This window comes from Sinomicrobium kalidii (assembly GCF_021183825.1).
Taxonomy (GTDB): Bacteria; Bacteroidota; Bacteroidia; order Flavobacteriales; family Flavobacteriaceae; genus Sinomicrobium; species Sinomicrobium kalidii.
The window spans coordinates 3947952-3971992 of sequence record NZ_CP089211.1 but is presented as its reverse complement, the minus strand read 5'-3'; the positions used below and the strand labels follow the sequence as shown (position 1 = coordinate 3971992).

Below are 24041 nucleotides of genomic sequence, written 5' to 3'. Positions count from 1 at the left end.
GGCTGAAATTTGATCGTTAAACATTTTCGCTGACCAGGGCACCAATACCTTCACTACGGAAAGCCACAGCGATAAACCACAACCGGAAGCCTATCGTGGTTTTTCGGTATTCGGGATCGGTTTTAGCGTCACGGGCATACCGTGTTACCGTTCCCCGGCCTTTGGCTACACTTCGCTTGTGGAACACCACGGAGGACAGCAGTCCTGTTTCGGTGGTGTCAAAAGGCAGTTTTAGTCCGTCCACACTGAACTCAGGGCTATAAACCGTTTCGTAGGTTTTAAAGCCGTAAAAGTTTTCCATGATAGCCCCGGTCCCATAATTCTGGTATCGTCGGGAAAAGGTGGTATCTTCTTCGAGCAGGTCGGCTACGTGACTGGGAGACAATACCATGATACGCCCCCTCTTGGGTATTTTTTTATTGTCCAGGAGTTCCTTGTACCGGATCAGGTCTTTAGTGACCAATGTCTTACGCCCGTCCCTTGTAGGGCCAGTGGCTTCCAGGACAGGGGTTTCGGCAGTGTTTTCATCCGGGGCTATGGAATGGAGTGCGTGTTCTCCCGTCTTTTCTTCCAGTTCTTCCCGGTGCTGGACCTGCACGTCGCTTACCTTTTCATAAGGCAACGCATACAGTTCGTCATCGGTAACATCCGTGTTTGTGGTGTCGTATTTATTGAGAGAAAGGGCCACATAGCCATCTTCCCTTTGTGAACTCACAATCGGATACACGTTATTATTGATCAGCACGCTTGGGGCGGCACCCTGTACGGGTATCTTAATGACATCATTATTCACCCAGGAGTTTTTGGACATGACCTCGGATAACCAGGTATGCTCATGCCTGAATTTTTTAATCATTTCCCGCTCGGCCTTTTGGTTCAATAGCGGAAGGTTTACGACTTGTAATGGCATAGTCTTTAGTGTTGGGATTTAAAGTATTCGTCTTCCAGTTTTTTTGCCTTTTCCGGGTTTTCGGTAAGCATGGCCGCGTAGGCTTCCGGGTCTTTGTCCAGGTAGTCGTCCAGGGTCCAGCCCACCCTTGCGGCCAGGTCTGCACCGGAGGTATGTGGGTTGATCTCTGCCGAAAGTTTAGGCAGGGAAGGCAGGGCATCGATAGCGGTTTTGGCCGCGTCGTAATTGGCAATGGCCAGGGTAACATAGGTATCCCGTTCCTTAGCCGTGAATTTCTTATCGGCGATCGCCCTGTCGGCCAGGGCTTCAGCCCTTATTTTGGCATTAGCCTCGGCCTGGGCTTTTTGGTTATCCACATCATCGGCCTTTTGCTTGGCCGTAGCCAGGGCCCCCATGATCTGCTCGTCCGTGGCATCAGCGTCCAGGCCGAGCCTGGCAATGATTTGTTTTCTATCCATTTGATTGTCGTTTTTGATTTTTGGTGCGGTAGAGGCCGGAATATGGGGGCAACCGCAGGCCGTCATTACAGCAATGTCACGGGCCTGGATCGCGCTATCTTCCTTGATGATCTCGGCAATAAGACCGAACGCCTTAGCTTCTTCGGCATTCATCCAGTAATCGCCTTTACCCCATATTTCCTCGATTTCTTCTTCGGATTTTCCGGAGATATTGGCATACGCCTGCCGGTAGTCGCTGGTCAGGTTCTGAATGGCTTTCAGGTCGGATTGCAGCTGGTCCTCATTCCCTTTAGTATCGATCGATGGTTTATGGATCATAAACTGGCTGTTCCGATAGGCCCTGCCTCCGGGAAAAGCAGCCAGGATACGGGTTGTTGCACTGGCGGCTAATGCCCCAACAGTAATAGTGACCCTATCCAGCCGCTTTAATTCGTTAATGATCTCGGCGGCCTGGAAAACACTGCCTCCGCCACTGTTGATATATACATCGGACCTGGTTACACCTGCTTCCAGGAAGCCGTCGACCAGCATACGGACAGATTCCGAGTTCGCATGGCTGCTACTTCCTATATAATCCGTGATCCGTAGCTGGCCGATCCCGTTTTTAGTGCTGGCTTCGATTTTAAAGTATTGTTTCATGCATTTGTTGAACACCCATTATGGGCTTTAGGGTCACAAAGTTGCCCGCAGCACCCCCCGAAATGCAAAAAGCCCTTACAAATCAGGAGTTCACAGGGGCTAAATCAGTTTCCGGGGATGCCTAAATCGGGGCGGCAAATTGTTGCAACACGCCTATCGGGGGCAACTTTGCGCTATGGCAAAGGAGAAGGAAAAGCGCATCGCATTTGACTATATCGTCAACCAGGGGGTGAGTCCAACGGTTACCGCCCAAAAGGTCGGGGTGTCCGAACGCACCGTGACCCGATGGATACAAAAGGAAGGCTGGAAGAAACTCCGAAATGCCAAACAGAATATGTCGGCAGAGCGCAGCGAGCGCATCCGGCAGGTGATCGAAACCCTGACCGAACAACGGATCGAACTCTTTGCACAGATCAAACAGGCCAAAGAGGGGGAGGATAAACAACTCCTGTTCTCCCTGCAAAAAGAAGCTGTCGGGATTGATGACGCCATCTCCAAATGGAACAAGGCCCTGGAGAATATCGATAAGGAAAACCGGGTTTCCCTCTCTGCCTACCTGGAGGTCATGGAGGACATTTTTAAACATCTCAATCAATACGATCCCAAACTCTACGTCGACACCCTCGATTTCCAGGAACAGCACATCAACACCATTAGTGAACGCTTATAGCAGGCAGTGCCTGTGACAAGAAAAATTGTGGATGAAAAGGCAGGATAAAATAACGGCCAAGCGGTATTTAAAGAAACTGGAACAAGCCCGAAATACAGGCTTGCGCAATCCCTTTGAAACCAGGCTTGAGCAACAGGCCGCCATCCAGCGGGCTAAGGATGATTTTGCCTTTATGGTACAGCGGTATTTCCCGCACTATGCCGATAGTAAAACGCCCTGGTTCCATGAGGTTTTTGCCCAGAAGGTTGCCAAAAACCCGAATTATATGGGTTTTTGTGTGTGGGGCCGTGCCCTGGCCAAGTCGGTGGTCAATAATATCCTGCTGCCCTTTTGGCTATGGATACGGGGTGAACCCATGTACCTGGTCATTATCGGGAATAACCTGGACCGGGCCAGGCAATTATTGGAGGACATCCGGGCGGAACTGGAAGCCAACCCGCAGATTATTGCGGATTTTGGAGAGCAGCACAATCCCGGAAATTGGGAAGATGGCTTTTTTGTCACCAAAAAGGGGTTTATCGGGCAGGCCCTCGGTATGGGGCAAAGCGTCCGGGGGCTCAGGGTCAAAGGCCAGCGTCCTACCCATATTGTGGCCGACGATATCGAAACGAAGGACTTGTTGAAGAACATGAAACGGATCGGTGAAATTGCCCGCTGGATAGAGCGTGACCTCGTCCCTACAATGGACGGTTCACCGGCCCGATATATCCATGTAAATAACCGATCCGCATCGGTTATGGTAATGACCCGGCTCCGGGACGGACACCCTGCCTGGGACTGGAACCGGGTCGATGCCTACGACCCGGTTACTTATGCACCCGTATGGCCGGAGAAATACCCTCCAGACTATTTTAAAAATAAGGAAGCCCTGATCGGAACCCTGGCCACAATGGCCGAATACAATAACCAGCCGCATGTAGAAGGGGAAATTTTCAGGGCCACGGACATCCAATGGTGCAAAAAGATGCTCGCCCTGAACCACTACCGGATCATTATCGGGCATTGGGACATTGCCTATGCCGGAACCGCTACGGCAGACTATAACGCTGTGGTCGTCCAGGGGGTTAAAGGGAAGGATTTTTATGTGATAGATACCTTTTGCCGGCAAAGCAAAATGCGGGAGGCCGTGGAATGGATGTGCCGTTACCAGCTATCCCTGCCAAAAACGGTTATTGTCCATTGGCAATACGAGGGACAGTTCTGGAACGACGAGGTCGAACGGACGATACAGGAGGTAGAAAGGGAGTTTAAATGCCGTTTAAATATCATTAAAACAACCCTCCCAAAACAGCGCAAATACGATCGCATACTTACCCTGCAACCCTATTACCAAAACGGCAGGATATTCTATAACGAGCGACTCAAAAGCAGTAACGATGCCGCTATCGGCATGGCACAACTTTACGGAATCGAACCGGGATATAAGACCAAGGATGACTGGCCCGACGCCCACCAGGCCGGGATAGCCGAACTTGAAAAATACGTGGAATACGAATCCGGAAGCCTGCCGATACTTCAGGGCCTTATGCTCCCAAATTACGAAAGACTATGACCTATTTAGACCCCACTTATATACAAACCCATATTTTCCAGCGTCTGCTGGTAGAAAGTACGGCAGACTTTACCGACATGCTGGATAATGCCGAGGCCGAACAGATCGCTGTTATTAAAAGCTATCTCAGCCACCGGTACGACGTAAACAGGATATTCAATCCAGACCAGCCGGTAGAAAACGAACTTTTAAAGCGTATCCTGACCAAGCTGCTCATTTATGATGCCGTTCGCAGGAACGCCGCCCGGAAAGTACCTGCCGATTTTAAAGACGAGCAGGAGTGGGCGATGAATACCCTGGAAAAACTCAACACCGGGAAGATCATACTGGACAACCTCCCGCCTGCAATAGATGATAATGGCAACCCGCTGCTTAACACCATTTGGGGCCATAACAGTAACCCGGACTTTTACCTCTAAGCCATGAGCATCATCAGAAGTATATACCGGAAGGCTGAAAGCTATATCCTAAGCAGGGCTGACGAGCGTACCCTTTCCGTGGCGGCAGAAAGCAAACGCACCAATGCCCTGAGCGGGCAGTTACAATACGAGAGTGTCAACCTTATGGCCCAAAGCCTGGAGAACCTGAAAATGGCCGTGGCCCTTGCGACCGATCCGGAGGAACCGGATTTTTCACAACTCAGCGAAGTATATCGAAACCTGCTTATCGATAATCACCTGGGCAGTGTCATTGACACCCGGCTATTGCACGCTCAAAGAGCACCTTTTAAAATTGTAGATGAAAAGGGGCAGGAAAACGAGGAACTGACCGACCTGTTCCAACGCCCCTGGTTTGAGGACTTCCGTCGCCTCACGGTATTCAGCCGTTTCCAGGGCCGTACCCTGGTTGAATTATACGAACTCAACGACCTGGGGGAACTGGAATATATTGACGAAATCCCGCAGGGGTATTTTAATGCCAAAAAAGGGATCATCCTTAAAGAGCCGGGAGCGCAAACCGGGTGGAAATACAAGGAGGGACTTTTTGAGCCCCATTACCTGCAGGTGGGGAAGGATCGGGAATTGGGCATGTTGATGCAAATGGCCCCGGCTATCCTGGCTAAAAAGTTGGGTATGGGGGCCTGGCAGGACTTTATCGATAAATATGGGGTGCCACCATTGTTTATTACCACCGACCGCTCAGACCCAACCCGGCAGAAAGAACTCCTGGAGGCAGGACTGAATTTTAAAAGAACAAACGTCCTGGTGGGCCAGGGCAATGAAAAATTCGAGGTGGGACAAACCGGGGGCGTCAGTAAGGCGGACACTTATGATCTGCTCGTATTGCGGATTAATTCCGAAATCAGTAAACGCGTCTTGGGAGGGACCTCCCTAACGGACGAAAAGAGTTTTGTGGGGTCTGCCGAAATACAATACCGGCTGGCCAAGGACCGGTTTGAAAGTGACAAGCTGCTGGTGAAAAATGTCATCAACATGAAACTGTTTCCCAAGCTGGTACATCTCTCCCCGGTGTATGGCCCCTTACAGAACCACTATTTTGAGTGGGACGATGAAAACTGGGAGGCCAAAAAGGAGGCAGCGGAGATGGCCGTTAAACTGGCCCAACAATTTGAAGTGGACCCGGAATGGGTGGAACAGCAAACCGGGGTGCCGATCCTGGGATTAAAACAAACCACAGGTTTAAAAGATACGAAAGGTCCAACAGCCAGGTATTTAAAAAAAAAGTCCTTCCGGCACTAAATAGCATCCATCGCTTTTATGCCGGATACGTTCCCGGGAAACCCGTTGCGCTGGATGTTTCCAGGTACGGGAAAATTATCGATCGGCTTGCGGAAGCTATACTAAGCGGGGAACTCCAACCCGAAGCCCTCGATCCGGAACTTATCGACACCATTTTTGACGATATAAGGGAACAGGCCCAAAAGGGATGGGGAAAAGACTGGACAAAATGGGGAGAGAAAGCCCAGGCCGATACCGTGAAAATGAAGATGGAGGAAAACCTCTATAAGTTCTCCGGGGCCAAGTCCTACACACAGCTGGTGGAGATCAACCAGCTGGCCCAAAAGTATAAAAACGATTACCAGGGTTTTAAAGACCAGGTACAGGTACTAAACGGCCAATATAACAAAAACTATCTCCAGGCGGAATTTCAGACAGCACGGCAGGCCGGGCACCATGCCGGGCAATGGCAAACCTTTGAGGCGGATAAAGATTTATTTCCGAATCTCAAATATAGAACTGTGGGAGACGACAGGGTACGGGAGGAACATACCGTCCTGGAAGGAACGGTCAAACCCCTGGACGACCCGTTCTGGAGCCTGTATTACCCGCCCAATGGTTGGCGATGTAGGTGTACAGCGATACAAACGGCAGAAAAGCCTACCGGAAAAGGGAACATTCCGGAGGATATGGTAAAGCCGGAATTTAGGACCAACGTAGGAAAGACCGGGGAAGTGTTTAAAGCTGATCAGGGATATTTCCGGATCGTTCATAAAACCGTATCCGATAGGATCGAAAACCTTTTTATAGAGCGTACCTCCAATGAGGCCAGGGAGTACGCCAAAACCAGGTACGTGGAAAAACAGGTGAAGTTTTCGCATCCGGAGTTGCCGGCGAGTTTTACCCTTTCCAACAAGGATATAAAAGCGATCGTCAGTACGCCGCATAAAGACCAGGTAGGCAGGAACTACCTGGTCCGGAATCTGAAAAACGATCTCCGGGAAGCCGAATTTATGTTAAGTACCGAAGTAGGGAAAGAGAAGGCTTTATACAAAAGGTGGTTTTACCTGAAATCCCGGTCAGGGGATTACTATTACAATATCGCGGAGTTGGCTAATGGGCGGCTGGCCCTACGTGCCATAACCGATACTATCAAAGAAAAAAAACAATAATGAGAAAAAGGGTTATCACTATAAACAGGGCACCGGACTTTTCAGGTATGCTGGAGGCCCTGAAACGGGACCAGATGCGGTATGCCAAAGTCACCGCTGTAAATTTCTTTAAGGAACGGTTTTTCGAGCAGGGTTGGCTGGATGTATCATTTGAAGCCTGGGAAGGGCGAAAGCACAACGATCGTCCGGGCGGGGCCATCCTGACCCAAACCGGGAACCTTCGGGATAGTATTCGCGTGTTACAGGAAACTGGCAGAAAAATCACTTTCGGGACGGAAGCACCCTATGCTGAAATACACAACTCCGGAGGGGTGATCGTCATTCATCCCACAACACGGATGAAGCGGTTTTTCTGGTATATGTTTAAAGCTACCGGGCAACAGCGGTATAAATGGATGGCCCTAAGCAAAGACCCTTTCCGAATCACTATACCTAAAAGACAATTTATCGGGGAAAGTGGGGCGCTTATGGATGATTTCGATACCTGGCTTAAAGGGGAGATTATCCGTCGTTTCCAGGCCCTTATTTAACTACAAACCAAAGACCATGCAAAACTGGCCAGACCTGTATATCGAACTTGCGGAGAAGATCTCCGCCAACATGCCGGATATCCGGTGGGTGGACCTTTGGCATAACCAGGTGAATTTTTTGGAAAGTGAGCATCCGTTTCCCACACCTGCGATCTTTTTGTCCTTTCGGGTAAGGGAAATTAATGACGTGGGGCTTAAAGTGCAGAATGTCATATTACAGATGGACGCCTACCTGTATTACGAAACCTTCCTGGACACCTTCCAGGGGGCCTATAACCAGGCCGGGGCTTTGGAATTTCTGAAGGCCAAGGATCAGTTACATGCCTTGTTTCACCGTACAGACGGGGAGAATTACAGCAGCATGCGCCGGGTGGATTTTCATCCGGTGGATACCGGAAGCGCAGGGAACCTGTACCGGGTAGTTTTTGAATGTGCCTTGCAGGACTACTCGGCGGCCAAAAGTTACCAGGACGGGAAGTTTGCGGATGTCAGTATCAATCGGGGAAATATCCCTCCCCGGCAGGAAAACGATGGTTTGGGATATATTATTCGCTGACCCGGTGAAAGACAATGTTTTCGATCGTCCTTGGGCTGCGGTAATACTTCTTAGCCAACTGCTGGAATATCCGCTCATCGGTATAGGTGCGGACACCGTCTTTTTCCGGCAGACTTAACCTGTGATATTCACGCCGTATATCATTGTAAAATTGTCGTGTGGATGTTTTACGGGCCATAAACAAGCGGAGGATTTTAACAAAAATACGCTTTTTTTGGAATGTTAAAAAGCTACTTATATAGAATGACTTTTGATGTTTTGAAATTTTCGATTTCTTTACACCAAATTGGACGCTTAAAATGGGTATATTTGATATAACCAACTCTAATACAGTAATGAAAAAACATCAACTAACGGATAATCAAAAAGGTACTATAAATAACTTGATAAATATAGGTTCGATACCTGTGACTAAAACATCATCCAAAGATGAATTTCTGTTTTTTGAATATCTTATAAAGTTAAAAGCCGTTGAATATAATAACAATAAGACTAAAGTAGTGACCACTAACGAAGAGGCATTAAAGGATTTATTAGAAAACAATAACAGGGTAAAAACAGAACTTAACCAGAAAACAAAAGGATTTTTTAAAAGTGTTCGACCAACTTTTAGAGAGATTATAGTAGCTGTATTGGCAGGAATTATAGTTTATTTTTTGACAAAGTATATATTTACTTAATCTTCAAAATACCGCTGGAGTCGATATTCGAGGGTATTAAAACAAAGCGCCCGCCTGTATTCCCACCGTTCCGCCTCCTTCTCATGACCTTTCGACTTATAGTGTTCTGCCATGTCTTTAGCAATTTCCATCATTGTTTTAAGATCGGATAGGGACATTAACTTTAGGTCTAATTCTTTTTTTGTCATACTTCGAGCAATTTTCAGCTAAAGTAGGATGTTCATTGGTAAAGATTTTACGGGAAAACATAAAAGGGATAAAACCCCTCCGCAGAGGGGTTTCTTTGGTCAAACATAGGTTTAGGGGGCCTTGATTGGCCAAAATATTATCCTTCTATTTCGCTCTGTCCTTCGTGTCCCACCTTTTGTATTTTGATGATACCACCAACAGAACATTTACACTGTGAATTTTCTAACAATGCCTTACAGCCGTTGATTTCGTCTTTGGATGCTGCCTTATCCCATTTTATAGGTTTAGGGGAACAGGCAGAACGGGTAACAGTACAGGCTCCAAAAGGCAGGATATTTTCATTGGCAGCCTTATCGTCTTCCGTGGCCACCAGCTTGTCCTCAAAAAAGGTGAAATCCTGGCTGCTGACTTTTAACTGGCTTGGGGCAGACCCCTTGTCACACTTTAATATGGCTCCTTCGACGACTTTTTGTGGCATGATTAAATTTCTCTTGCGAAACTTTGTTCCTGCTTCTTTATAACCTTTCCTGTATTGGCATCAATCGTAATAATTTCACCCATTTTTGTTTTGGTATCTTTTATCCATGAGATATACCAAAATGCTCCTTTTTCATCTGCCTGTCTTTCAATACCCCATATCTGCTCCATTGGAATACCGTTAGTAACCATAAAGGTGGTAACTTTTTCCCAGGGAAAATTTTTAAATGGTTTGTCATGGTCTTTCTTCTCGATCAAATTCCCTTCCCGATCAAAATAATACCATACGCCTTTCTCCCAATTTCCCTTTTTGAAGAATTTCCCCTTTTTTTGTATAAATGTGTTTTTATAAAACTCTTTATAAATCTCAAACATTTCAGGATCAGGGGGAGTCTCTGTATGTGAAAAATGAAGCTCAGATTCACTTTGAACAACTTCAGTTCCATCGGGTAATGTAAAAGAATAAAGACCTAAGCCTTTGTTTTCATTCTTTTTATATGTTTCCACATCAAATTTCTCAAATTCCATAGGTACATTTTTTTGGCCCCAACAGGCATTAAAAAAAACAAGTAAACACAGGCTTAATACAGTTTTCATCACTTACATTTTTATACTTTATCCTATTTCATTCTGGAGTTTTTCCCATTGCCATTTCCAGGTGCTTATTTGAGTTAAGATGGTACTGCCATTCCAACTCATGTGAGAATAATCCATGATGTTTTCGGTCTTTCCTATTTCGTAGGTATAATCTCCACTATTATCAAAGCTGTGATACATACCCAAACAGTGCATCAATTCATGAGTTACAAAAAAGTCATCCGGGTTGGCATACATAATGGCAGTTTTTGAAGGAATGCCATTGGCATGTCCGCCAAGTCCCCTAACCTGTCCGTTATATACCGCTATACCAGGCTCTCCAAAAAAGAACACTTTATAATAGTCAGCATATTCAGGATGTGCAGCATTAAATTCGGTCTCCATATAATCAGCTAATCCACTTCCCTGACCACTATTATGATATTTGCTTAGCACTTTATTTGGCCCTAATTGATGCGTATAGCTACTGTTCAGGGTACTATCATTAGTCCTATCAAATTTTTGGACATCAATATTTGGGATAATCAGTGCTTGTTTTATAAATTTTTCTAAGTAATCCTTTTGTCTTTTTATAATCGTTGTATTTGACAATCCAAACTTCTCTCTGCTATTTATTTTGGTCTTCACATTTACAAACACCACATCTCCATTATACAACTTTTGGTTCTTATAAACTTTGAGTTTTCCGGCAAGCTGTTTTACCTTTTTACCATTGACCTCAGTAACGGCCATAGCTTTTATTTCCTTGTGTGTCCCAAAATCCCCGGTACATTTTATGGTAATTTCGGCATCGTGTTTACCTTTTGCGGTTTGATTAACCCTTTCCTTATTGGTTATAGTAAACAGGCTTTCGTCATATTCCAGTTCTATGCTCTCCGGTTCTTCCTCAACTTCGATACTTACTTTTAATGTAGCCTCGTTAGGTTCATAATTACGGACAATAGGTGCAGCACCTTCCAAACTGGAATCTATCGGTGGGGGTTGATGGTTAACCGACGTCGGAAACAAGGACAACCACGGTACAAAATATTCTTCAGTATCTCCATTATTATCTGTTTTCCACGGGATTTTGTGGGGTGTATAATGACGGGTTTTTAAAGAGTTATATTTGCTTGCATTTGCAGTAAACACGGCATTGGATTGGGTAGCATAGACACTGCCATATTGCCCTACAATATCCTCATATTTATTATCTCCGTCAATATTGGTATCTTCTATTCGCATCCAGTCAAAACCAAACTCTCCCGACCAGCTATCCTTTGCCCGGAAACTTACCACACATTTGGCCTCAATAGTGGGCTGTACAATTTCGTAGCTTTCCGCCGTATTGTACATTTTGTTTCCTTTCTCTCCTTTTATAGATAGTGTTCCCTTACTATTGGAGATCAGTTCTTTTTCACTATGTAGCATCAGCTTTTCCTGTCCTGATGCAAATAACTCCGGGCTTTCCAGCTTTATTTCATTTTCGGAGTTTATCAGGGCTTTTCCAGCCTGGGTATGATAAAAATCCGCTATTAATTGCTGCATCCAGGGGGTGGTAATTAACATTTTTTGGAAGGCACGTATTTGTAACTGGTCACCAGTTGTTATAGTTAAATCTTCCAGTATATTAATTTCCATATTTCTGGCATTCTGCCTTATGGTCTCCACTGCGGTAATATCAATATTTCCACTACCATCCATATAATAGGTACTGCCTGCCTTATCGACGATTTCAATACTTCCTTCCGCCTCATTAACGATTATTTTTTCTCCATTACGGAAATGAAATACTTTTAAGTCGTTATTGGCCGAACCGTAACCGTTCTTTTGTGCCCCGTTATATACAGCCCCCCGTACAATAGGTTGATCTACATTACCACCTTCAAAATCCACGGACACCTCATCGCCTACCTCCGGGAGTATGTATATTCCTCTGCCACTGCCACCGTAAAGAGTGACTACGGGTATCCAGTCGCTTTCATAGCCCCAATAGAATTGTACTTTAACCCGCTTCATACTTTGCGGGTCGTTATTGGCCACGACCAACGCCCGTTGGCTTTCGGCCTTTTGAATAATAAAGGGATCAGTGTGTGTCGGTACAGATATATCTGCGGGAATTACCGTAAAAGCACAAGTATAATGTCCTTTGAGTTCTGAACGGTGTTTTACTTCTATAACGATAAATTCACCTATGGCTTTGCCTTTTTGTATGGTTATACGGCCTCCTATGGGTAAAGGTGTATCACTGTGCCCGGCATAGGTCGCCATTTTGGCCTCATTGGCCTGTTGAAACAGTTGTTGCATCTCCCGCAATTCCATACTATCCCTGGCCTGGGCCACATATTGATAATCCCGGTTTTGCCGCCCATAAGTAGTTGCTGCACTGTCTAAGGCGGTACGGGATAAAAAGTTGTCGCTATTTTGCTGTGGGCGTTGCCATTGTTCTGTAAAAGTTGCGGCTTGTTGGTAATTATATCCTGTTAAATTTACCTTGCCAGGGGCTATACTACCACCCGGAACAAAAAGACGAAGGTTAGCCCCATTAACTAAAGTAATATCGGTAGCATGGGTTTTTCCGAATTGTAAACCTGCTCCGTCATAATAAAACCATTCGCCATAGCGTCTGGCCATCCGTTGCATAAAGGCAAAGTCGGTTTCGTTATATTGAGTTGTATAAGAAATAGCCCCTGAATGTCTCGGATTAAGGTCTATCTTAAAATTATTAGGGGCCTGTGAGGCCACGGTATGGAGTATCTCCTGCAAGCCCTCCCGGATATAGGTACGGCTTTGGGGAATATCGTCCAAAACAATGGATCGGCTACGACCGATAACAGTATAGCCGGGAACTCCTCCATCCTCGTCTTGGAGATAAAGCCCCTCTATAATCCCGATAAAGCGGTGAGTTTCCTGCCCTAAAGTATTCTTAAAGCTAATAAGGATTTCTTTCCCGCGATAATCGGCAATGGTCTCCATTTGCTGTTCATGCCCCGCCATAAAATTGCCGTCGGCCTGCCAGGTAAAACGAAACTCCTGGTGGGAGGCCATGCTCTCCTTTAATTCTAAATCATAATAAACGACGGAAGCATCAAAGCCCTCTATTTGTATAGTGACCTTTTTTTGAAGAAAATCATTGACTACACCGTTTAAACTGGATACCTGCATACCTTATAATACTTTTAAAACCACAAATTAAAAACCGCCAAGATTTCCCCAGTCTCTTTTGATGTCAACTGTACCGAAGGAAGTTTCTTTTGCGGTAATATACAGGGTAGTTACCATAGGATGATCGCCTTTGCTATTAAAGGTTTCCTCGTATTCCGTACAATACGCCTTTTTAAAGGTAAGTTCCTTTAAACGGCTCAATGCATCCCGTTTATGGAAAGTGATTTTACCGTCCTTGGTCTGTGTATTGCTGGTAGCCCAATAAAAGAAATCGGTATCTTTATCCGACTCTATGACCACCCGCAGTTGTTTTATACGTGCTACCGCTACGGGCTTACCTGACTTATCGCAGTCCTGGACCGTATGGATATTAAACTCCAAAACATTATAAGTCTGCCCATCAATCTGCATCTTGGCTAAAAAACTACTCATTGCTTTTAAATGTATTTATTTACCTAATACCTCAACAAAAATATATATTTTTCTTACATAAAATACTTTAATTCATTTTAAACCAGTCAATAGAATACAAAGAAGGACAAACTGTTACACCATCATCCGATTTAAACCCGGTAACATTCTCCATTTCTATATAGATTTTAACTTCTACGGTTTTTCTACCTTCCTCGATACGGACATTTTTTGCCTTTTCGCCAACCGAAAGACACCGGGCTTTTTGATGTTTTACAGAAGATTTCTCCGGGGAATAGGCCGTAAAACGAATATTTTTTACCTCTTGGTTTACAGCCCAATCCCAAAAAAGGCAGGCACTCTCTATGGAAGTATCTATAACAAGGGATAACTCCATACTAACATTGGTCATGTCCGTATGGATACAATACGTCCCATTCATTGAGGTTTCATATTTTACAATGGTATATATGTCGCCCTCCACATCTAATATTGCTTTGATGTCCATAAAATATAATTAAAAAATATAAATGGTTGGGCTTTCTGAGGTAGGTTTTGTAAATATAATAAAAAATCCTGTAAGAAAAAACAGAGGCGGTCACTTCCCCCTAAAATGTGAAGTTTACAAGAAAGGACGGAACTTACATCCGGATGCCACCTCTAATTTTGGCAAAATTCTCTTTAGGGGGTAGTATTCAAAATTGAAGGCTATTTCTTTTCCTCTAATAATTTTAAAATCTTTTCATTCATTGCCATAACATTTTCCACTAACATAGTCAATAGTTTTGTTTGTTCAGGGTCTGTAGTTTGGTTGTGATGGCCATAAATAGCCAAAATGGCATTCGGGGAATTGTCCCCATTTTCAATAATATTACCCGGAGACACGGTAAGTAGCAGCAAAGGGTTTATCTCGAGAACATCAGCCACCTTTTGCACAAATTCTACGGTAATCTGCGTCTCTCCTCTTTCGTATTTTAAATAGGTCTGTTCTTTCATCCCTATCCGCTCGGCTACGTCCGATGCTTTGTATCCGAGGGCCCTTCGATACATAGAAATATTTTTACCTACGGCCTTGTTTTTAAATTCGGTAATCTCCTGTTCCATAAATTTTATAATTAAAACCTAAAAATTATACAAGTGAAACTTATATCAAAATCTTGCTGTGGCTAAGATAATTAAGCAATTTGCATAAAACAAATATTCACATAAAAAACAAGTCTTATGGGAACCGTATTTAAAACTGTAAATCGCTTTTACCACAACCACTTTAATAGTCAATGCCGGGTGTTTCCCAACTTTCAAAATGGGATACCCGCTGACCACGAAAAGGAGATTAATCATTTAGAAGCTAAGCCCTCTACTTTTGGGAATACCGACAGGGCAGATGCCATCTTTGAAAAATTGATAGAGCAATACGAAGGAAGGTTAGAGGACAAGGATACTATAATCCGACTACTTAAAGAAAAGCAGACCTTACTTTCGGAGTCGTTATGAAAGAGGGGAAGGTAATAGAACTGTAGGAGTCGAATGTAATCAGATTGATAAGTTAAAAATGAGTAACCAAAATAAAATCATATCCTTATGAAATTATCAAGTCGGGAAATCATCGATAAAATAACGACCCTGTTGGAAGTGCAGTATATCTACTTCTCAACAACAGAAGATGAATACCATTTTAAATCTATATGGATCGTCATCCTTAAAGGTGATCGAACTGCATTAACATCGGATTTGACCTCTATGGTGGCTAAAATATTCCAGGAGCAAACCGACTACTTGTACCGGATATTCTCTTTTGAATACGCAGAACAACAACTCAAAGATGAAAACTTGTTTTTTATCCACGGATGCCATCCGTCCAAACTAATTTATTCAGGCCCCGAAACCGATACGGGGCTGAAAGTGCCTGTCGTAGACGAAGAAATACAGAAAGAATTGGAGTTGAATTTTGGAAATGAACTCATGAGGCTCAACGTTTTTATGGATGGAGCTACTTCTTATATGGAAAAAAAGAATTTTTCTCTGGCTGCTTTTATGCTTCACCAATATATGGAAATATGGTTTCGTAATATAGAACTTCTCATTATGGGCAAGGAGCGGAAAAACCATAGCATTAAAGAACATCAAACCTATATCAAGGCTTTTGCGCCAAAACTTGGAAGTATTTTCAACATAGAGCAGGAGAAGGAACGGGAGTTATTAAATCTTTTGGATGATGTTTATATCAGCGCTCGTTACCACAAAAACTATCACATTACCAGGAATCAGTTGGAGATCATATTGAAAAAGGCATTGGATTTTAGCCTTATTATAGTCCGTCTATTCGAGAACAAACTGGAAGCGTGTAGGAAATTCCATTCTGGTGCATTTACAGGAAAATAGAAAGTAACACGGTACGATGAACGAAAAGGAAAAGTTATTAATTCGACTTTTAGACAGCGACGAGCCTATTGCCATTGTGCGATACTTTGAATGGTTTAAAACTGATCGGCATTTAAGAGATACAAAATATTCCGTGCTCAGATTAGATACACTAAACAAAGATATTGATGAGTTCGATGTGCCAAGAAGTTTATATTTCTTTTTAGCTTTAAAGCTACACGAGTTTAAAAAAATGATAGACAATGTTAATGGCCAGGTATTTGAGCGCAATGGATTTAGAGATATTGCGATTTCATTGGTCCATAAAAGAAAGATTAAATTCTTAATAGACAAAAATAATCAATACAATCCCGAATCATAAAAGAGATGAAATCCTTAAAAAAACTCAAAAAGCGGGAAAAGAAGCAAAAGTATTTCTGGTGCTTTCTAATCGGTGCCGCCGTAGGAGTAATCATTACGGGAATATTGATGTTCTATATAGTCATTAAAAAGCTATAAATTTTGTACTTTTGGATAAGGTGAGTGCCTGGTAATCAGGCATAGGTTGGTTAGATTGAACCCTGGTAAAATTACCGGGGTTCGTCTTTAACAATATAACATTAAAACAATATTTCAACATCGTATTTTACGTCTTAAAATTTGAGGTAGTTTAAATATTTGATGTACAGAAATATACATCCAAAAAATCCAAATTTGGGTCTCAAATTCGTATCTTGTTGTCCTCGCCCTCACCACCTCATTTATTATACTTTTTTAAGGTCATACTTTCCAGGGCGGCTATGATCTTGCTCACTTCGTAAGGCTCCATTTTTGGGAGCGGTTTCCTGACCGGGCTTTTTTCACTTCGTAACCAGGCGGCAAACCGGTTCATATCGGCCCGGATCACTCCATCTATACTAACCGTCCAGCCAAACTGTCGTAAAAGGCTCAAAATATACAGGTGTTGGGGGTTGTCCCTGCGGAACATCCCCCAATAATCAATCTTTGCTTTATGATCGACTGTTGCCATTGTACCGGTCAATATTATTTAAAAAGTCCTTAAAATCATTTCCCACCACTCCGTAGAGTCCCAAGGCTTCTTTCATCAGTGTATGAAAATCATTGCTATGGATAAATGCCCGGACCAACAAGGCGACCAATGCCCCGACATGTCCTTCGCATTTCACTAAACTTTCTTGGGAGGAAAGTTCTATTAAAATCTTCGGTTCTTTTTGTGCTTTCTGTTCTGCATTCATAGTTAATCTGTTTTTAAATGGTTTTTAAATCGTATTTTAATGGTGTTTGTACGGCCTTTATAGTGCGGAAAATTGGAGGGATACGTTTTGCCATTTTCCATTGTCTCCCTTTATATAAAGCCGGCAGTAGATTACCGTTCCCACCACTCGTTGGCAGTCATCGAGTTTATCAAACTCGGCAATCAGTTTTTCGTCGCCGAGTTCCTTTACCTGCCGACGGGCTTTGGCAAGAAGTTTTGGATCGTATTCCCTTTGGCGGCCTTTAATCAACAATCCGTCCAGGATATTGTATAATCCTTTGCTTCGAGCCGCAAATTTTTCCTTAAAAATATCCTTGATCGTGTTGATATGTACGATGGCCTCTTCGGTAAACTCAAAACGTTCCTGCTGCTCCACTTCAATTTTTATCGTATCGTCCTCGTTTTTAAGGGGAAAACTCTTAGTTTCTTTAGGCTTTTTGCCTTCCAGTACATACATACGCTCATATAACATATTGGCTTCCGCAATAGTGTGCTCCTTCAATTTGTGCAGTCCTTCGTTATATTGCAGGAACTGCTGTGCGGTGGTCCTTAAAAAGTAATTTTTATCCTCCAGGTACTGCTGCCTGGCTTTCTCTTTGGCCTTTTTCTTGGCCTTTTCGCGCCGCATAAGTTCGGCTTGCAACTCATCGGCGCTCAGGGTACTTAAATCTATCATGTCGTTTTCTGTTTTTCGGGATTATTCACTTCTGTTTCATGCGAGAGCAGACCGGGAGCATTTTTCTCCCATCCGGTATTGCGGATCACCATAGCGATATGTTGCACCTTTTCTTCCAGGTGGGCAGGGATCATATACCGGATGATTTGGTGTCCGAATTCCAAAGCCTCCAGGGCCTGCATGATCCCCGCACGTTCCTGGTTCAGACAGATACGCTGTCCGGGGGTTAGCCCCTGGTTATGCTCGAATGTCCAGGCCAGGACATTCTGTAACAGGAATTGCCTGTTAAGCAACTCCTGTTTATCACACCATGCTTTAACTACGTCGTCCTTCATAGGCTAATCGTTCTTCTAATTGGCGTTTATCTTTCAATACAGTTGTGTAGTTTGGATGATCCGGATTGTGTTTAAGCCAGAACTCCAAATCACCGATCTTGTTTTTAATTTGGTTTGGAGACATCGTTTTTTATTTGTTTATAGAGGTCATATATGAGGGGTTTAGGATAAAACTGCTCTATCTCTTTGGGATAGGTCTGAAACAGGTCGTATAACTGTTTCGGCGCGTCTATACTTTCGATATAATCCTTGTATTGCTGGTAAAACCGGTTTTCTACGTAAACCCTCCAATTTTCCAGATACCACTTGTAAATACCGGGATGCGTGCCTAAAATCCGCATGGGAATACCTACAACCATACTTGCACGTAAGCACCAATTCTGAAATGCCGCTGAACGCATGTTGTCATATATAAAATGGGTCAGGCGTAAGGCCCGGCATATTTTCTCCTGTGTGGTCATCGACTTTATTTATATATCCATCCAGTAGTTATGGGCACCTTCGTGCCAGATCACATAAGGCTCCCCGCCGCCAAACCGGCTCGTTGGAAACGCCTTATATCCTTCCACTCGTACTTTGACATCGGCATCGTAACGGACAAACTTTGCCGTCCGGCCTTCCGGCTGTTTACCTTCGGCATGACTTATAAAAATGAACAGCTTGTTGGAGAACCGTTCTTTTATCCTTTTGTACTCGTTCCTGGTCAGGCCGGAATATTGCAAACTGTCAATAATGATAATATCCGGACTTCTGCGCCTTTTGATCCGGGCTTCGAGTTCTCCCATCGGTTCCCGGTCCAACAAGATGAACCGGGACTTTACCTGTTGCATATTGGCCCTGGATATGGCATCCTGCATGCTCTTGCTTAACCCTTCCTCCAGGGTGTTATAAGCCACTTTACCAAATTTGGTCAGGTACTTACCGAGTTGCAGGCAAAAGGAGGTTTTTCCGTTGCCGGAAGCCCCCCATATCAGCCATACCCCGCTTCGGGCAGGTATTCCGAAGGCGTCTTTCCAGGGGCCTGTAAATGGCATTTCGGCAAACTTTCTGCGCAAAAGAGCCTCCACGCTAACCGCCCGTTTTGCCATACATTACGCCGCCTTATTTTCATGCAACAAAAAGTATTGTTCTACGCTTTGCCTTACCCTTCTCAGGTCGCCCTCACAGGTGTTATATATCTCGTGTATGACATCCTCATCATACAGTCCGTTGACCTGGCAAATGGCCCGTACATCGTTTAATGTAGTCGGGTCAAGCGGGATAAACTTGCGGTTGATACGGCTCCAGAGTTCCCGGAACCCGATCTTGTCCCGTTGCACTCCTTTCAGGATACGTTTCTTAAAGGCAGGCACGCCGCTTAGGACAAAAGCACAATGCCCGAACAGTTCGTTATAGAAATCCATAAACAGGTCCAGCGGTGGGTCTTTCAACTTATCACTTTGATCCTGGATAATAACCGGTTTATACAGGGTTTTTACATGGGCTATAAAGGCTTCTATGAGTTCCTCGGTGGTCCCCTGAATATCCAGCCCACAGGAAAGCAGGAGGTTTTTTACATAGCTTTTTTGAGACCAGTATTTTCTACATTCCACGTATATAACATTCTTATGGTAGCGTTCGTAGTGCTTGTACGCATGACTTTTGCCCACACCGGCTTCGTGTGAAATACCAATGCTTAGGCTACGGGTCTGTACCGCCTGTAGCAATTCATTAAGCATTTTAAAGTTGGATGTTTCCGCCGTTTTCCAATGGTCTATCCGGAGGTTTACCTGTATCTTTTGCCACAGTTCCGGGCGGATCAACTTCCAGTTGTGGTTTACGATCTGGCTAATGGTCGCGGCGGATACTCCCGCCTTACGAGCCACTTTGCTTTGGCTTCCTTTTTTGGCTAACTTTGCGATCTCACTCGTAATTAGCTCTTTTTGCTGTGTATTCATCATGACAGGTTTAAAGGGTTATTACAATCGGGAAAGGATGCTCGAGGCTTCGGCCTCGCTCCTTTCTTTTTTAGGCAGTTTCCCGCCCATTTTTATCATAAGGTCTTGCTGTTCGATCAATCGCTCGGGGGTAACGCCGGTCCGGACCATTAAATCCCGGTAGGCTTTGGCATCCCGCTCGTATTCTTCGTCCTGTACTTTAAAGTCGGCGTACCAGCGTTGTTTGTCGCCTTCTTCCATAAGGATAGGGATGTTTTCATGGCCACGTTTGGGTTGTGCATTGGCCACGAATATCTTTTCGCCTTCAGGGGTGAGTTCGTAAAGCTGGACGTAGTCGTTTAACATGGCCGGATCGTAGCGAACGATCAGCTTGGCCCCGACACATTTTCTGCGGAACTCCTGGTCCACTTTGCCATCGGCATTATATACCTCGTACTCGTATTTTTTCCCCGTCACCGTAAGAGGCATTCCACCGCGATAGTATTTTTTGGGTTCGGTTTCATGTACCCAAAACAGGTTAAGCATCTCGGAATAATCCACACTTTCGCTTACCGGGGTCTCGTGGTCATAGACCTGGTTCCGAGTCTGCCCCTTAAAATGGGGATGTTCCCCGTTATTCCATTTCTGGACGCAATATTCCCAGGCTTTAATAAGTTCTTCTTTGGTTTTAAGAAACTCCCTATGAGACAGGATAAAGTCCATGTTAGGCTTGTTGTCTTCATTCCGCGCTTTGACACTTTGCCCGTCAGAGAACCATAGTGTATTGATGACCTGCTGTTGGAGGCGATTAAATAGCTGTTCGATAGGGTTACCTTTTCGCCCGACCTGATGCCGGTAGTGGGTGCCTCCTTCACGAGCCACCAGGTTGTCGTAGAGTTCCTGCATCCGCTTCATCCTGTGGCCGGACTGATTGTCATAAGTTAACAGATAGGGGCGGCTTTGAGACTCGTTTACCGCCATTTTCATGGCTTTGATATGATCCACGTGGTTCTCCGTTTCGCTATAACTCCAGCCGATAATTTTTTCACTATATACATCCACCACGGGGTTGATTTTTAGTTTGGCGGCCATCCCCAGGGTATTATCCGCATAATGCAGCCAGTCCAGTTTGGACCCGTCTATGGCCCAATACACATTGGGGAACCAGTTTTGACGATCCCGTTTCAGGTGGTGGCCATAGGTCTTTTGCCACTGCTCCTTGCCATGCCGTGCCAGCACCCATATCCGTTTAACTTCCGGTTTATCCAGCCAATGAGTTACAGCACTTTCGGTAATGACCGGCCAGCCTTTCTTCAGGCGTATTTCGTTGTACCCGGCGAGCACTATCGGAATACTGGGTTTATTCGGAAGGCAGTATTTGGCGAGAAGCCAGTCGGCAACCTCTCCGGTAATTTTAAGCCGGTTGTCGTTGCCTTCGCCCCTGTGAATAAACGAGGCGTATCCATGTTGCAGGTAATCCTTGTAACGGCGTTGTAAGGACTTGGGATTGCCCGGTAAAGCATGTGGCCACTTTTGCGGGTCCAGGCGGTTAACCACCTGGGATATTTTTTGCCAGGCTTTGGTCTTACCGCCCAGGGCCCGGCTTTTGGTATGTTTATCTAAAACAGTTTTAACGGCATTTAGGATCATACAATTAACCACCCGTTCCTTTTGTTTTTCGGTAGAAAGGGGTTTACCGTTGGGGCGGCGATGCTCAGCAAAAAAATTGGTAGCATCCTTGTCCGGCAGGATATAACTTTCTAAGAGGTTTTTTGAGGCCACCTTGTGGGGATTACCGGCTTTATCCACGACCTTGTCCCGGATGTCTTCCCGCATGCTGTCAAATGCGACCAGGGCCGGGGTCATCCGGCAGGCCCGGCGTATCACCTGAAGCCAACCCCTGTTAGTCAGATTTTTATAATTGTTTTCCGAAACTATACCGGCCTTTATGAGCCAGCTGGCCTTTACGCATAAAATGTTATTGTAGTATTCGTACATTTTAAATACAGTTTAAAAGGGTTTTAAACTTCGGTCCTGCCGGGGGCTCAAACCCCGGTGCCTGCCGGTCAGGGGTTGTTCGATCAAAAACTTTCGTTGAGTTGGAGCAGTCTATTGTTGATACAGTATAGGTTATAGGCGTAGCTGTAGTTTTTGGTTCTTCGTTCTGCGATCTCCTCATAAATTTTAAGGTTTCTTTCAAACTCCCATAGTAGTTCACGGGTTTGTTTTATCCTTAATTCGAGTATTTCGGTGGCAGATTTTGCGGAAATTGCGGGCATAAGGGCAAGAATATCATATAGCCCGGTTGTTCCATCGGAAAACTCAACGGTAACTACATTGTTTTCCGATCCCTCTATCTTTATTACTTTTCCTGTTTCCCCTCTCTTGTTATAAGGGTCATTAGTTAAAAAGGGATCAATTTTGACGGTTTGATTGAGATGTATTTCTTCCATGATTATTGTTTTTTAAATTGTTCGATTCGTTTATTGGTAGGGGCTGTAAGAGATCGGTATTCCTGGTGGATATGATCGGCAGTCAGGCTGTTTCGTTCACCGGAAATACATTGCCGGATAAAGCGGGTAGTAAAGCCATGCTTTTCGGATAAAGCGTTTATGGCTTCCTGGTTATAGGTGTTTCGTTTTTTTCTTGTACTTTTACTTTTCATGTTTTTTGTTCTTTAATAGGAACAAATATAGTATAAATTTATACCTTTATCCAAATTTATGGAAGAAAAATTTACCTATATCAAAGAAAGGGTACTGTATTTAGCTAAGTACAAGAGGATTAAAATAGAGTCCTTTTTGCAGGATATAGGCATGACTTATGGTAGTTTTAAGGGAAAAGCAAAGAAGGGCACCTTAAACTCAGACGCCATAGCAAAAATTTTGACTACGCATAGAGATGTAAGTCCACAATGGCTACTTATGGGGGAAGGAGAAATGTTAAAGAATCAATCCCCTAATTTGGAGGTGGAGAATTGGATAACCTATGAATCCAACCACATTAGTGATAAACATTCAGAAGAGGGGCTTTTAAGGGTCGGATTAAGGTTAGATGAGGTATTGGAATATAAAGAGTTAAGCAATGAGAAATTTGCCTCTATTTTAGGAGTTTCTTATGTTAACTTGTTAGAGATGATTGCCGCTAAAATACCTGTTCCCGAGCATGTTCTTAATACCATACATGAAGAATTTCCTGAAATAAAAGAGGCATGGCTTTTTACTGGAAAGGGCAAAATGATAGACAAGAGTGTAGCCTCCAAATTACAATCGAATGAAAAGGAACTGCTTCATGTTAAGGAGATGAATGATCAACTAAAAAAAGTGAATTCCTTACTGGAAGAAAAGGTAAAAAATCTGGAGAAGGAAATCCCCAAAAAACTGCCCAAGAACAAAAACTCAAACAATAAAGCCTCGTAAGGGTCCGTTATGTACATTGGGTAGTCTATAAAAATATCCCTTAAAAGGCAAGTTTTTCCGATGAACGACGGGGTTTAACACCCGAATAGATATAGTTTAACACCTTAGTAACAACCTGCATAGATACCCTGACAAGTATTTATACATCCCCCCACAAGTCCTTGTAATAAAATCCCTTTTAAAATTCATTCATTCACAAAACATACCATTTTCTCCACAGTTTTTTTGCTTATTTTCGGATAATACGCATATTAAATTTTTGTTTTACAGTATATTATACTGTTTTCAATACGTCCATTATATGGCATTACACCCCCTTTTTCGCGTTCAATTTAGTGCACTTACCCCGGTTTAAAATCAAAAAAAGTACACTACACCCCTCTTTACAACCACC

Annotated in this window: 32 protein-coding genes; 12 read left to right on the top strand and 20 right to left on the bottom strand. The window is 44.0% G+C overall.

Annotated features, from left to right (window positions below):
* Window positions 1–16: 16 nt before the first annotated feature.
* Both LS482_RS16170 and LS482_RS16165 read right to left on the bottom strand, forming a co-directional pair.
* Entirely contained in the window at window positions 17–910 is an 894-nt protein-coding gene (locus LS482_RS16170; RefSeq protein WP_233028549.1) for a hypothetical protein, read from the bottom strand.
* A gap of 5 nt (window positions 911–915) precedes the next feature.
* Entirely contained in the window at window positions 916–2007 is a 1092-nt protein-coding gene (locus LS482_RS16165; RefSeq protein WP_233028548.1) for an ATP-dependent Clp protease proteolytic subunit, read from the bottom strand.
* Between the two features lie 175 nt (window positions 2008–2182).
* Here LS482_RS16165 and LS482_RS16160 point away from each other — a divergent pair, with 175 nt between their 5' ends.
* The 7 genes from LS482_RS16160 to LS482_RS16130 are packed head-to-tail and all read left to right on the top strand — an operon-like array spanning window position 2183 to window position 8166.
* The gene (locus LS482_RS16160; RefSeq protein WP_233028547.1) at window positions 2183–2677 is read left to right on the top strand and encodes a helix-turn-helix domain-containing protein; all 495 of its coding nucleotides are present in this window, start codon (window positions 2183–2185) and stop codon (window positions 2675–2677) included.
* 31 nt (window positions 2678–2708) lie between these two features.
* Complete coding sequence (locus LS482_RS16155) at window positions 2709–4229, top strand: phage terminase large subunit family protein (protein WP_233028546.1); 1521 nt, start codon at window positions 2709–2711, stop codon at window positions 4227–4229.
* The gene (locus tag LS482_RS16150; protein ID WP_233028545.1) at window positions 4226–4648 is read left to right on the top strand and encodes a phage protein Gp36 family protein; all 423 of its coding nucleotides are present in this window, start codon (window positions 4226–4228) and stop codon (window positions 4646–4648) included. The genes LS482_RS16155 and LS482_RS16150 overlap by 4 nt, the downstream gene beginning before the upstream one ends.
* A gap of 3 nt (window positions 4649–4651) precedes the next feature.
* Window positions 4652–5929, top strand: a complete 1278-nt coding sequence (locus LS482_RS16145) for a phage portal protein family protein (protein WP_233028544.1) — start codon at window positions 4652–4654, stop codon at window positions 5927–5929.
* A complete protein-coding gene (locus LS482_RS16140; protein ID WP_233028543.1) occupies window positions 5815–7080 on the top strand; it encodes a phage head morphogenesis protein in 1266 nt (421 codons plus the stop codon). The genes LS482_RS16145 and LS482_RS16140 overlap by 115 nt, the downstream gene beginning before the upstream one ends.
* On the top strand, window positions 7080–7610 hold the full coding sequence (locus LS482_RS16135; protein ID WP_233028542.1) for a phage virion morphogenesis family protein: 531 nt from the start codon (window positions 7080–7082) through the stop codon (window positions 7608–7610). The genes LS482_RS16140 and LS482_RS16135 overlap by 1 nt, the downstream gene beginning before the upstream one ends.
* A gap of 16 nt (window positions 7611–7626) precedes the next feature.
* Window positions 7627–8166, top strand: coding sequence for a hypothetical protein (locus tag LS482_RS16130; protein WP_233028541.1), 540 nt, complete (start codon window positions 7627–7629; stop codon window positions 8164–8166).
* On the opposite strand, the gene LS482_RS16125 is transcribed toward LS482_RS16130, so the two are convergent.
* Window positions 8156–8344, bottom strand: a complete 189-nt coding sequence (locus tag LS482_RS16125; RefSeq protein WP_233028540.1) for a hypothetical protein — start codon at window positions 8342–8344, stop codon at window positions 8156–8158. The two genes, LS482_RS16130 and LS482_RS16125, sit on opposite strands and share 11 nt — an antisense overlap.
* A 157-nt stretch (window positions 8345–8501) precedes the next feature.
* Here LS482_RS16125 and LS482_RS16120 point away from each other — a divergent pair, with 157 nt between their 5' ends.
* Window positions 8502–8846 carry a hypothetical protein gene (locus tag LS482_RS16120; RefSeq protein ID WP_233028539.1) on the top strand — a complete coding sequence of 115 codons (345 nt, stop codon included), beginning with the start codon at window positions 8502–8504 and terminating at the stop codon, window positions 8844–8846.
* On the opposite strand, the gene LS482_RS16115 is transcribed toward LS482_RS16120, so the two are convergent.
* From LS482_RS16115 to LS482_RS16085, 7 genes are all read right to left on the bottom strand, one after another.
* A complete protein-coding gene (locus LS482_RS16115; protein WP_233028538.1) occupies window positions 8843–8980 on the bottom strand; it encodes a hypothetical protein in 138 nt (45 codons plus the stop codon). The two genes, LS482_RS16120 and LS482_RS16115, sit on opposite strands and share 4 nt — an antisense overlap.
* 191 nt (window positions 8981–9171) lie before the next feature.
* Window positions 9172–9513, bottom strand: coding sequence for a DUF4280 domain-containing protein (locus LS482_RS16110; protein WP_233028537.1), 342 nt, complete (start codon window positions 9511–9513; stop codon window positions 9172–9174).
* Window positions 9514–9515: 2 nt separating this feature from the next.
* Window positions 9516–10109 (bottom strand): hypothetical protein, encoded by a 594-nt coding sequence (locus LS482_RS16105; protein ID WP_233028536.1) that lies wholly within the window; start codon window positions 10107–10109, stop codon window positions 9516–9518.
* 18 nt (window positions 10110–10127) lie between these two features.
* A complete protein-coding gene (locus LS482_RS16100; RefSeq protein ID WP_233028535.1) occupies window positions 10128–13253 on the bottom strand; it encodes a phage baseplate assembly protein V in 3126 nt (1041 codons plus the stop codon).
* Window positions 13254–13280: 27 nt separating this feature from the next.
* Window positions 13281–13685 (bottom strand): type VI secretion system tube protein TssD, encoded by a 405-nt coding sequence (tssD, locus tag LS482_RS16095; protein ID WP_233028534.1) that lies wholly within the window; start codon window positions 13683–13685, stop codon window positions 13281–13283.
* Between the two features lie 67 nt (window positions 13686–13752).
* Window positions 13753–14172, bottom strand: coding sequence for a hypothetical protein (locus LS482_RS16090; protein ID WP_233028533.1), 420 nt, complete (start codon window positions 14170–14172; stop codon window positions 13753–13755).
* Window positions 14173–14372: 200 nt separating this feature from the next.
* Window positions 14373–14768: a helix-turn-helix domain-containing protein gene (locus tag LS482_RS16085; protein WP_233028532.1), complete on the bottom strand. Its 396-nt coding sequence runs from the start codon at window positions 14766–14768 to the stop codon at window positions 14373–14375.
* A gap of 117 nt (window positions 14769–14885) precedes the next feature.
* Here LS482_RS16085 and LS482_RS16080 point away from each other — a divergent pair, with 117 nt between their 5' ends.
* The 3 genes from LS482_RS16080 to LS482_RS16070 all read left to right on the top strand — a co-directional run bounded on the left by LS482_RS16080 (window position 14886) and on the right by LS482_RS16070 (window position 16407).
* Complete coding sequence (locus LS482_RS16080; RefSeq protein ID WP_233028531.1) at window positions 14886–15158, top strand: hypothetical protein; 273 nt, start codon at window positions 14886–14888, stop codon at window positions 15156–15158.
* A gap of 87 nt (window positions 15159–15245) precedes the next feature.
* Window positions 15246–16046 (top strand): HEPN domain-containing protein, encoded by an 801-nt coding sequence (locus LS482_RS16075; protein WP_233028530.1) that lies wholly within the window; start codon window positions 15246–15248, stop codon window positions 16044–16046.
* Window positions 16047–16062: 16 nt separating this feature from the next.
* Window positions 16063–16407 carry a hypothetical protein gene (locus tag LS482_RS16070; RefSeq protein ID WP_233028529.1) on the top strand — a complete coding sequence of 115 codons (345 nt, stop codon included), beginning with the start codon at window positions 16063–16065 and terminating at the stop codon, window positions 16405–16407.
* Between the two features lie 375 nt (window positions 16408–16782).
* Here LS482_RS16070 and LS482_RS16065 read toward each other — a convergent pair whose 3' ends face one another.
* The 10 genes from LS482_RS16065 to LS482_RS16020 form a co-directional block, all read right to left on the bottom strand.
* Entirely contained in the window at window positions 16783–17055 is a 273-nt protein-coding gene (locus LS482_RS16065; protein WP_233028528.1) for a hypothetical protein, read from the bottom strand.
* Window positions 17036–17281 carry a hypothetical protein gene (locus LS482_RS16060; RefSeq protein ID WP_233028527.1) on the bottom strand — a complete coding sequence of 82 codons (246 nt, stop codon included), beginning with the start codon at window positions 17279–17281 and terminating at the stop codon, window positions 17036–17038. Before LS482_RS16060 ends, LS482_RS16065 begins: the two co-directional genes overlap by 20 nt.
* A 57-nt stretch (window positions 17282–17338) precedes the next feature.
* Complete coding sequence (locus LS482_RS16055; RefSeq protein WP_233028526.1) at window positions 17339–17977, bottom strand: DUF3164 family protein; 639 nt, start codon at window positions 17975–17977, stop codon at window positions 17339–17341.
* Window positions 17974–18312, bottom strand: coding sequence for a hypothetical protein (locus tag LS482_RS16050; RefSeq protein ID WP_233028525.1), 339 nt, complete (start codon window positions 18310–18312; stop codon window positions 17974–17976). Before LS482_RS16050 ends, LS482_RS16055 begins: the two co-directional genes overlap by 4 nt.
* A 104-nt stretch (window positions 18313–18416) precedes the next feature.
* Window positions 18417–18773: a hypothetical protein gene (locus tag LS482_RS16045; RefSeq protein WP_233028524.1), complete on the bottom strand. Its 357-nt coding sequence runs from the start codon at window positions 18771–18773 to the stop codon at window positions 18417–18419.
* Window positions 18774–18782: 9 nt separating this feature from the next.
* Window positions 18783–19400: a P-loop NTPase family protein gene (locus LS482_RS16040; RefSeq protein WP_233028523.1), complete on the bottom strand. Its 618-nt coding sequence runs from the start codon at window positions 19398–19400 to the stop codon at window positions 18783–18785.
* 3 nt (window positions 19401–19403) lie between these two features.
* A complete protein-coding gene (locus LS482_RS16035; protein ID WP_233028522.1) occupies window positions 19404–20252 on the bottom strand; it encodes an AAA family ATPase in 849 nt (282 codons plus the stop codon).
* An 18-nt stretch (window positions 20253–20270) separates the two neighbouring features.
* Window positions 20271–22226 carry a transposase family protein gene (locus LS482_RS16030; RefSeq protein WP_233028521.1) on the bottom strand — a complete coding sequence of 652 codons (1956 nt, stop codon included), beginning with the start codon at window positions 22224–22226 and terminating at the stop codon, window positions 20271–20273.
* Between the two features lie 83 nt (window positions 22227–22309).
* Window positions 22310–22681: a hypothetical protein gene (locus LS482_RS16025; RefSeq protein WP_233028520.1), complete on the bottom strand. Its 372-nt coding sequence runs from the start codon at window positions 22679–22681 to the stop codon at window positions 22310–22312.
* Between the two features lie 2 nt (window positions 22682–22683).
* A complete protein-coding gene (locus LS482_RS16020; protein WP_233028519.1) occupies window positions 22684–22893 on the bottom strand; it encodes a hypothetical protein in 210 nt (69 codons plus the stop codon).
* Between the two features lie 58 nt (window positions 22894–22951).
* On the opposite strand from LS482_RS16020, the gene LS482_RS16015 reads away from it, so the two are divergent.
* Window positions 22952–23647 carry a hypothetical protein gene (locus LS482_RS16015; RefSeq protein ID WP_233028518.1) on the top strand — a complete coding sequence of 232 codons (696 nt, stop codon included), beginning with the start codon at window positions 22952–22954 and terminating at the stop codon, window positions 23645–23647.
* Window positions 23648–24041 lie beyond the last annotated feature (394 nt).

What these genes read in the sequence shown, in the direction of transcription:
- LS482_RS16135 (WP_233028542.1), top strand. Translation starts at nt 7,080, where the DNA reads ATGAGAAAAAGGGTTATCACTATAAACAGGGCACCGGACTTTTCAGGT.
- LS482_RS16050 (WP_233028525.1), bottom strand. Translation starts at nt 18,312, where the DNA reads ATGAAGGACGACGTAGTTAAAGCATGGTGTGATAAACAGGAGTTGCTT.
- LS482_RS16085 (WP_233028532.1), bottom strand. Translation starts at nt 14,768, where the DNA reads ATGGAACAGGAGATTACCGAATTTAAAAACAAGGCCGTAGGTAAAAAT.
- LS482_RS16105 (WP_233028536.1), bottom strand. Translation starts at nt 10,109, where the DNA reads ATGAAAACTGTATTAAGCCTGTGTTTACTTGTTTTTTTTAATGCCTGT.
- LS482_RS16170 (WP_233028549.1), bottom strand. Translation starts at nt 910, where the DNA reads ATGCCATTACAAGTCGTAAACCTTCCGCTATTGAACCAAAAGGCCGAG.
- LS482_RS16165 (WP_233028548.1), bottom strand. Translation starts at nt 2,007, where the DNA reads ATGAAACAATACTTTAAAATCGAAGCCAGCACTAAAAACGGGATCGGC.
- LS482_RS16045 (WP_233028524.1), bottom strand. Translation starts at nt 18,773, where the DNA reads ATGACCACACAGGAGAAAATATGCCGGGCCTTACGCCTGACCCATTTT.
- LS482_RS16155 (WP_233028546.1), top strand. Translation starts at nt 2,709, where the DNA reads ATGAAAAGGCAGGATAAAATAACGGCCAAGCGGTATTTAAAGAAACTG.
- LS482_RS16120 (WP_233028539.1), top strand. Translation starts at nt 8,502, where the DNA reads ATGAAAAAACATCAACTAACGGATAATCAAAAAGGTACTATAAATAAC.
- LS482_RS16090 (WP_233028533.1), bottom strand. Translation starts at nt 14,172, where the DNA reads ATGGACATCAAAGCAATATTAGATGTGGAGGGCGACATATATACCATT.
- LS482_RS16035 (WP_233028522.1), bottom strand. Translation starts at nt 20,252, where the DNA reads ATGATGAATACACAGCAAAAAGAGCTAATTACGAGTGAGATCGCAAAG.
- LS482_RS16140 (WP_233028543.1), top strand. Translation starts at nt 5,815, where the DNA reads ATGGGTGGAACAGCAAACCGGGGTGCCGATCCTGGGATTAAAACAAAC.
- LS482_RS16100 (WP_233028535.1), bottom strand. Translation starts at nt 13,253, where the DNA reads ATGCAGGTATCCAGTTTAAACGGTGTAGTCAATGATTTTCTTCAAAAA.
- LS482_RS16125 (WP_233028540.1), bottom strand. Translation starts at nt 8,344, where the DNA reads ATGGCCCGTAAAACATCCACACGACAATTTTACAATGATATACGGCGT.
- LS482_RS16070 (WP_233028529.1), top strand. Translation starts at nt 16,063, where the DNA reads ATGAACGAAAAGGAAAAGTTATTAATTCGACTTTTAGACAGCGACGAG.
- LS482_RS16110 (WP_233028537.1), bottom strand. Translation starts at nt 9,513, where the DNA reads ATGCCACAAAAAGTCGTCGAAGGAGCCATATTAAAGTGTGACAAGGGG.
- LS482_RS16020 (WP_233028519.1), bottom strand. Translation starts at nt 22,893, where the DNA reads ATGAAAAGTAAAAGTACAAGAAAAAAACGAAACACCTATAACCAGGAA.
- LS482_RS16160 (WP_233028547.1), top strand. Translation starts at nt 2,183, where the DNA reads ATGGCAAAGGAGAAGGAAAAGCGCATCGCATTTGACTATATCGTCAAC.
- LS482_RS16115 (WP_233028538.1), bottom strand. Translation starts at nt 8,980, where the DNA reads ATGATGGAAATTGCTAAAGACATGGCAGAACACTATAAGTCGAAAGGT.
- LS482_RS16060 (WP_233028527.1), bottom strand. Translation starts at nt 17,281, where the DNA reads ATGAATGCAGAACAGAAAGCACAAAAAGAACCGAAGATTTTAATAGAA.
- LS482_RS16130 (WP_233028541.1), top strand. Translation starts at nt 7,627, where the DNA reads ATGCAAAACTGGCCAGACCTGTATATCGAACTTGCGGAGAAGATCTCC.
- LS482_RS16075 (WP_233028530.1), top strand. Translation starts at nt 15,246, where the DNA reads ATGAAATTATCAAGTCGGGAAATCATCGATAAAATAACGACCCTGTTG.
- LS482_RS16055 (WP_233028526.1), bottom strand. Translation starts at nt 17,977, where the DNA reads ATGATAGATTTAAGTACCCTGAGCGCCGATGAGTTGCAAGCCGAACTT.
- tssD (WP_233028534.1), bottom strand. Translation starts at nt 13,685, where the DNA reads ATGAGTAGTTTTTTAGCCAAGATGCAGATTGATGGGCAGACTTATAAT.
- LS482_RS16065 (WP_233028528.1), bottom strand. Translation starts at nt 17,055, where the DNA reads ATGGCAACAGTCGATCATAAAGCAAAGATTGATTATTGGGGGATGTTC.
- LS482_RS16015 (WP_233028518.1), top strand. Translation starts at nt 22,952, where the DNA reads ATGGAAGAAAAATTTACCTATATCAAAGAAAGGGTACTGTATTTAGCT.
- LS482_RS16150 (WP_233028545.1), top strand. Translation starts at nt 4,226, where the DNA reads ATGACCTATTTAGACCCCACTTATATACAAACCCATATTTTCCAGCGT.
- LS482_RS16040 (WP_233028523.1), bottom strand. Translation starts at nt 19,400, where the DNA reads ATGGCAAAACGGGCGGTTAGCGTGGAGGCTCTTTTGCGCAGAAAGTTT.
- LS482_RS16080 (WP_233028531.1), top strand. Translation starts at nt 14,886, where the DNA reads ATGGGAACCGTATTTAAAACTGTAAATCGCTTTTACCACAACCACTTT.
- LS482_RS16030 (WP_233028521.1), bottom strand. Translation starts at nt 22,226, where the DNA reads ATGTACGAATACTACAATAACATTTTATGCGTAAAGGCCAGCTGGCTC.
- LS482_RS16145 (WP_233028544.1), top strand. Translation starts at nt 4,652, where the DNA reads ATGAGCATCATCAGAAGTATATACCGGAAGGCTGAAAGCTATATCCTA.
- LS482_RS16025 (WP_233028520.1), bottom strand. Translation starts at nt 22,681, where the DNA reads ATGGAAGAAATACATCTCAATCAAACCGTCAAAATTGATCCCTTTTTA.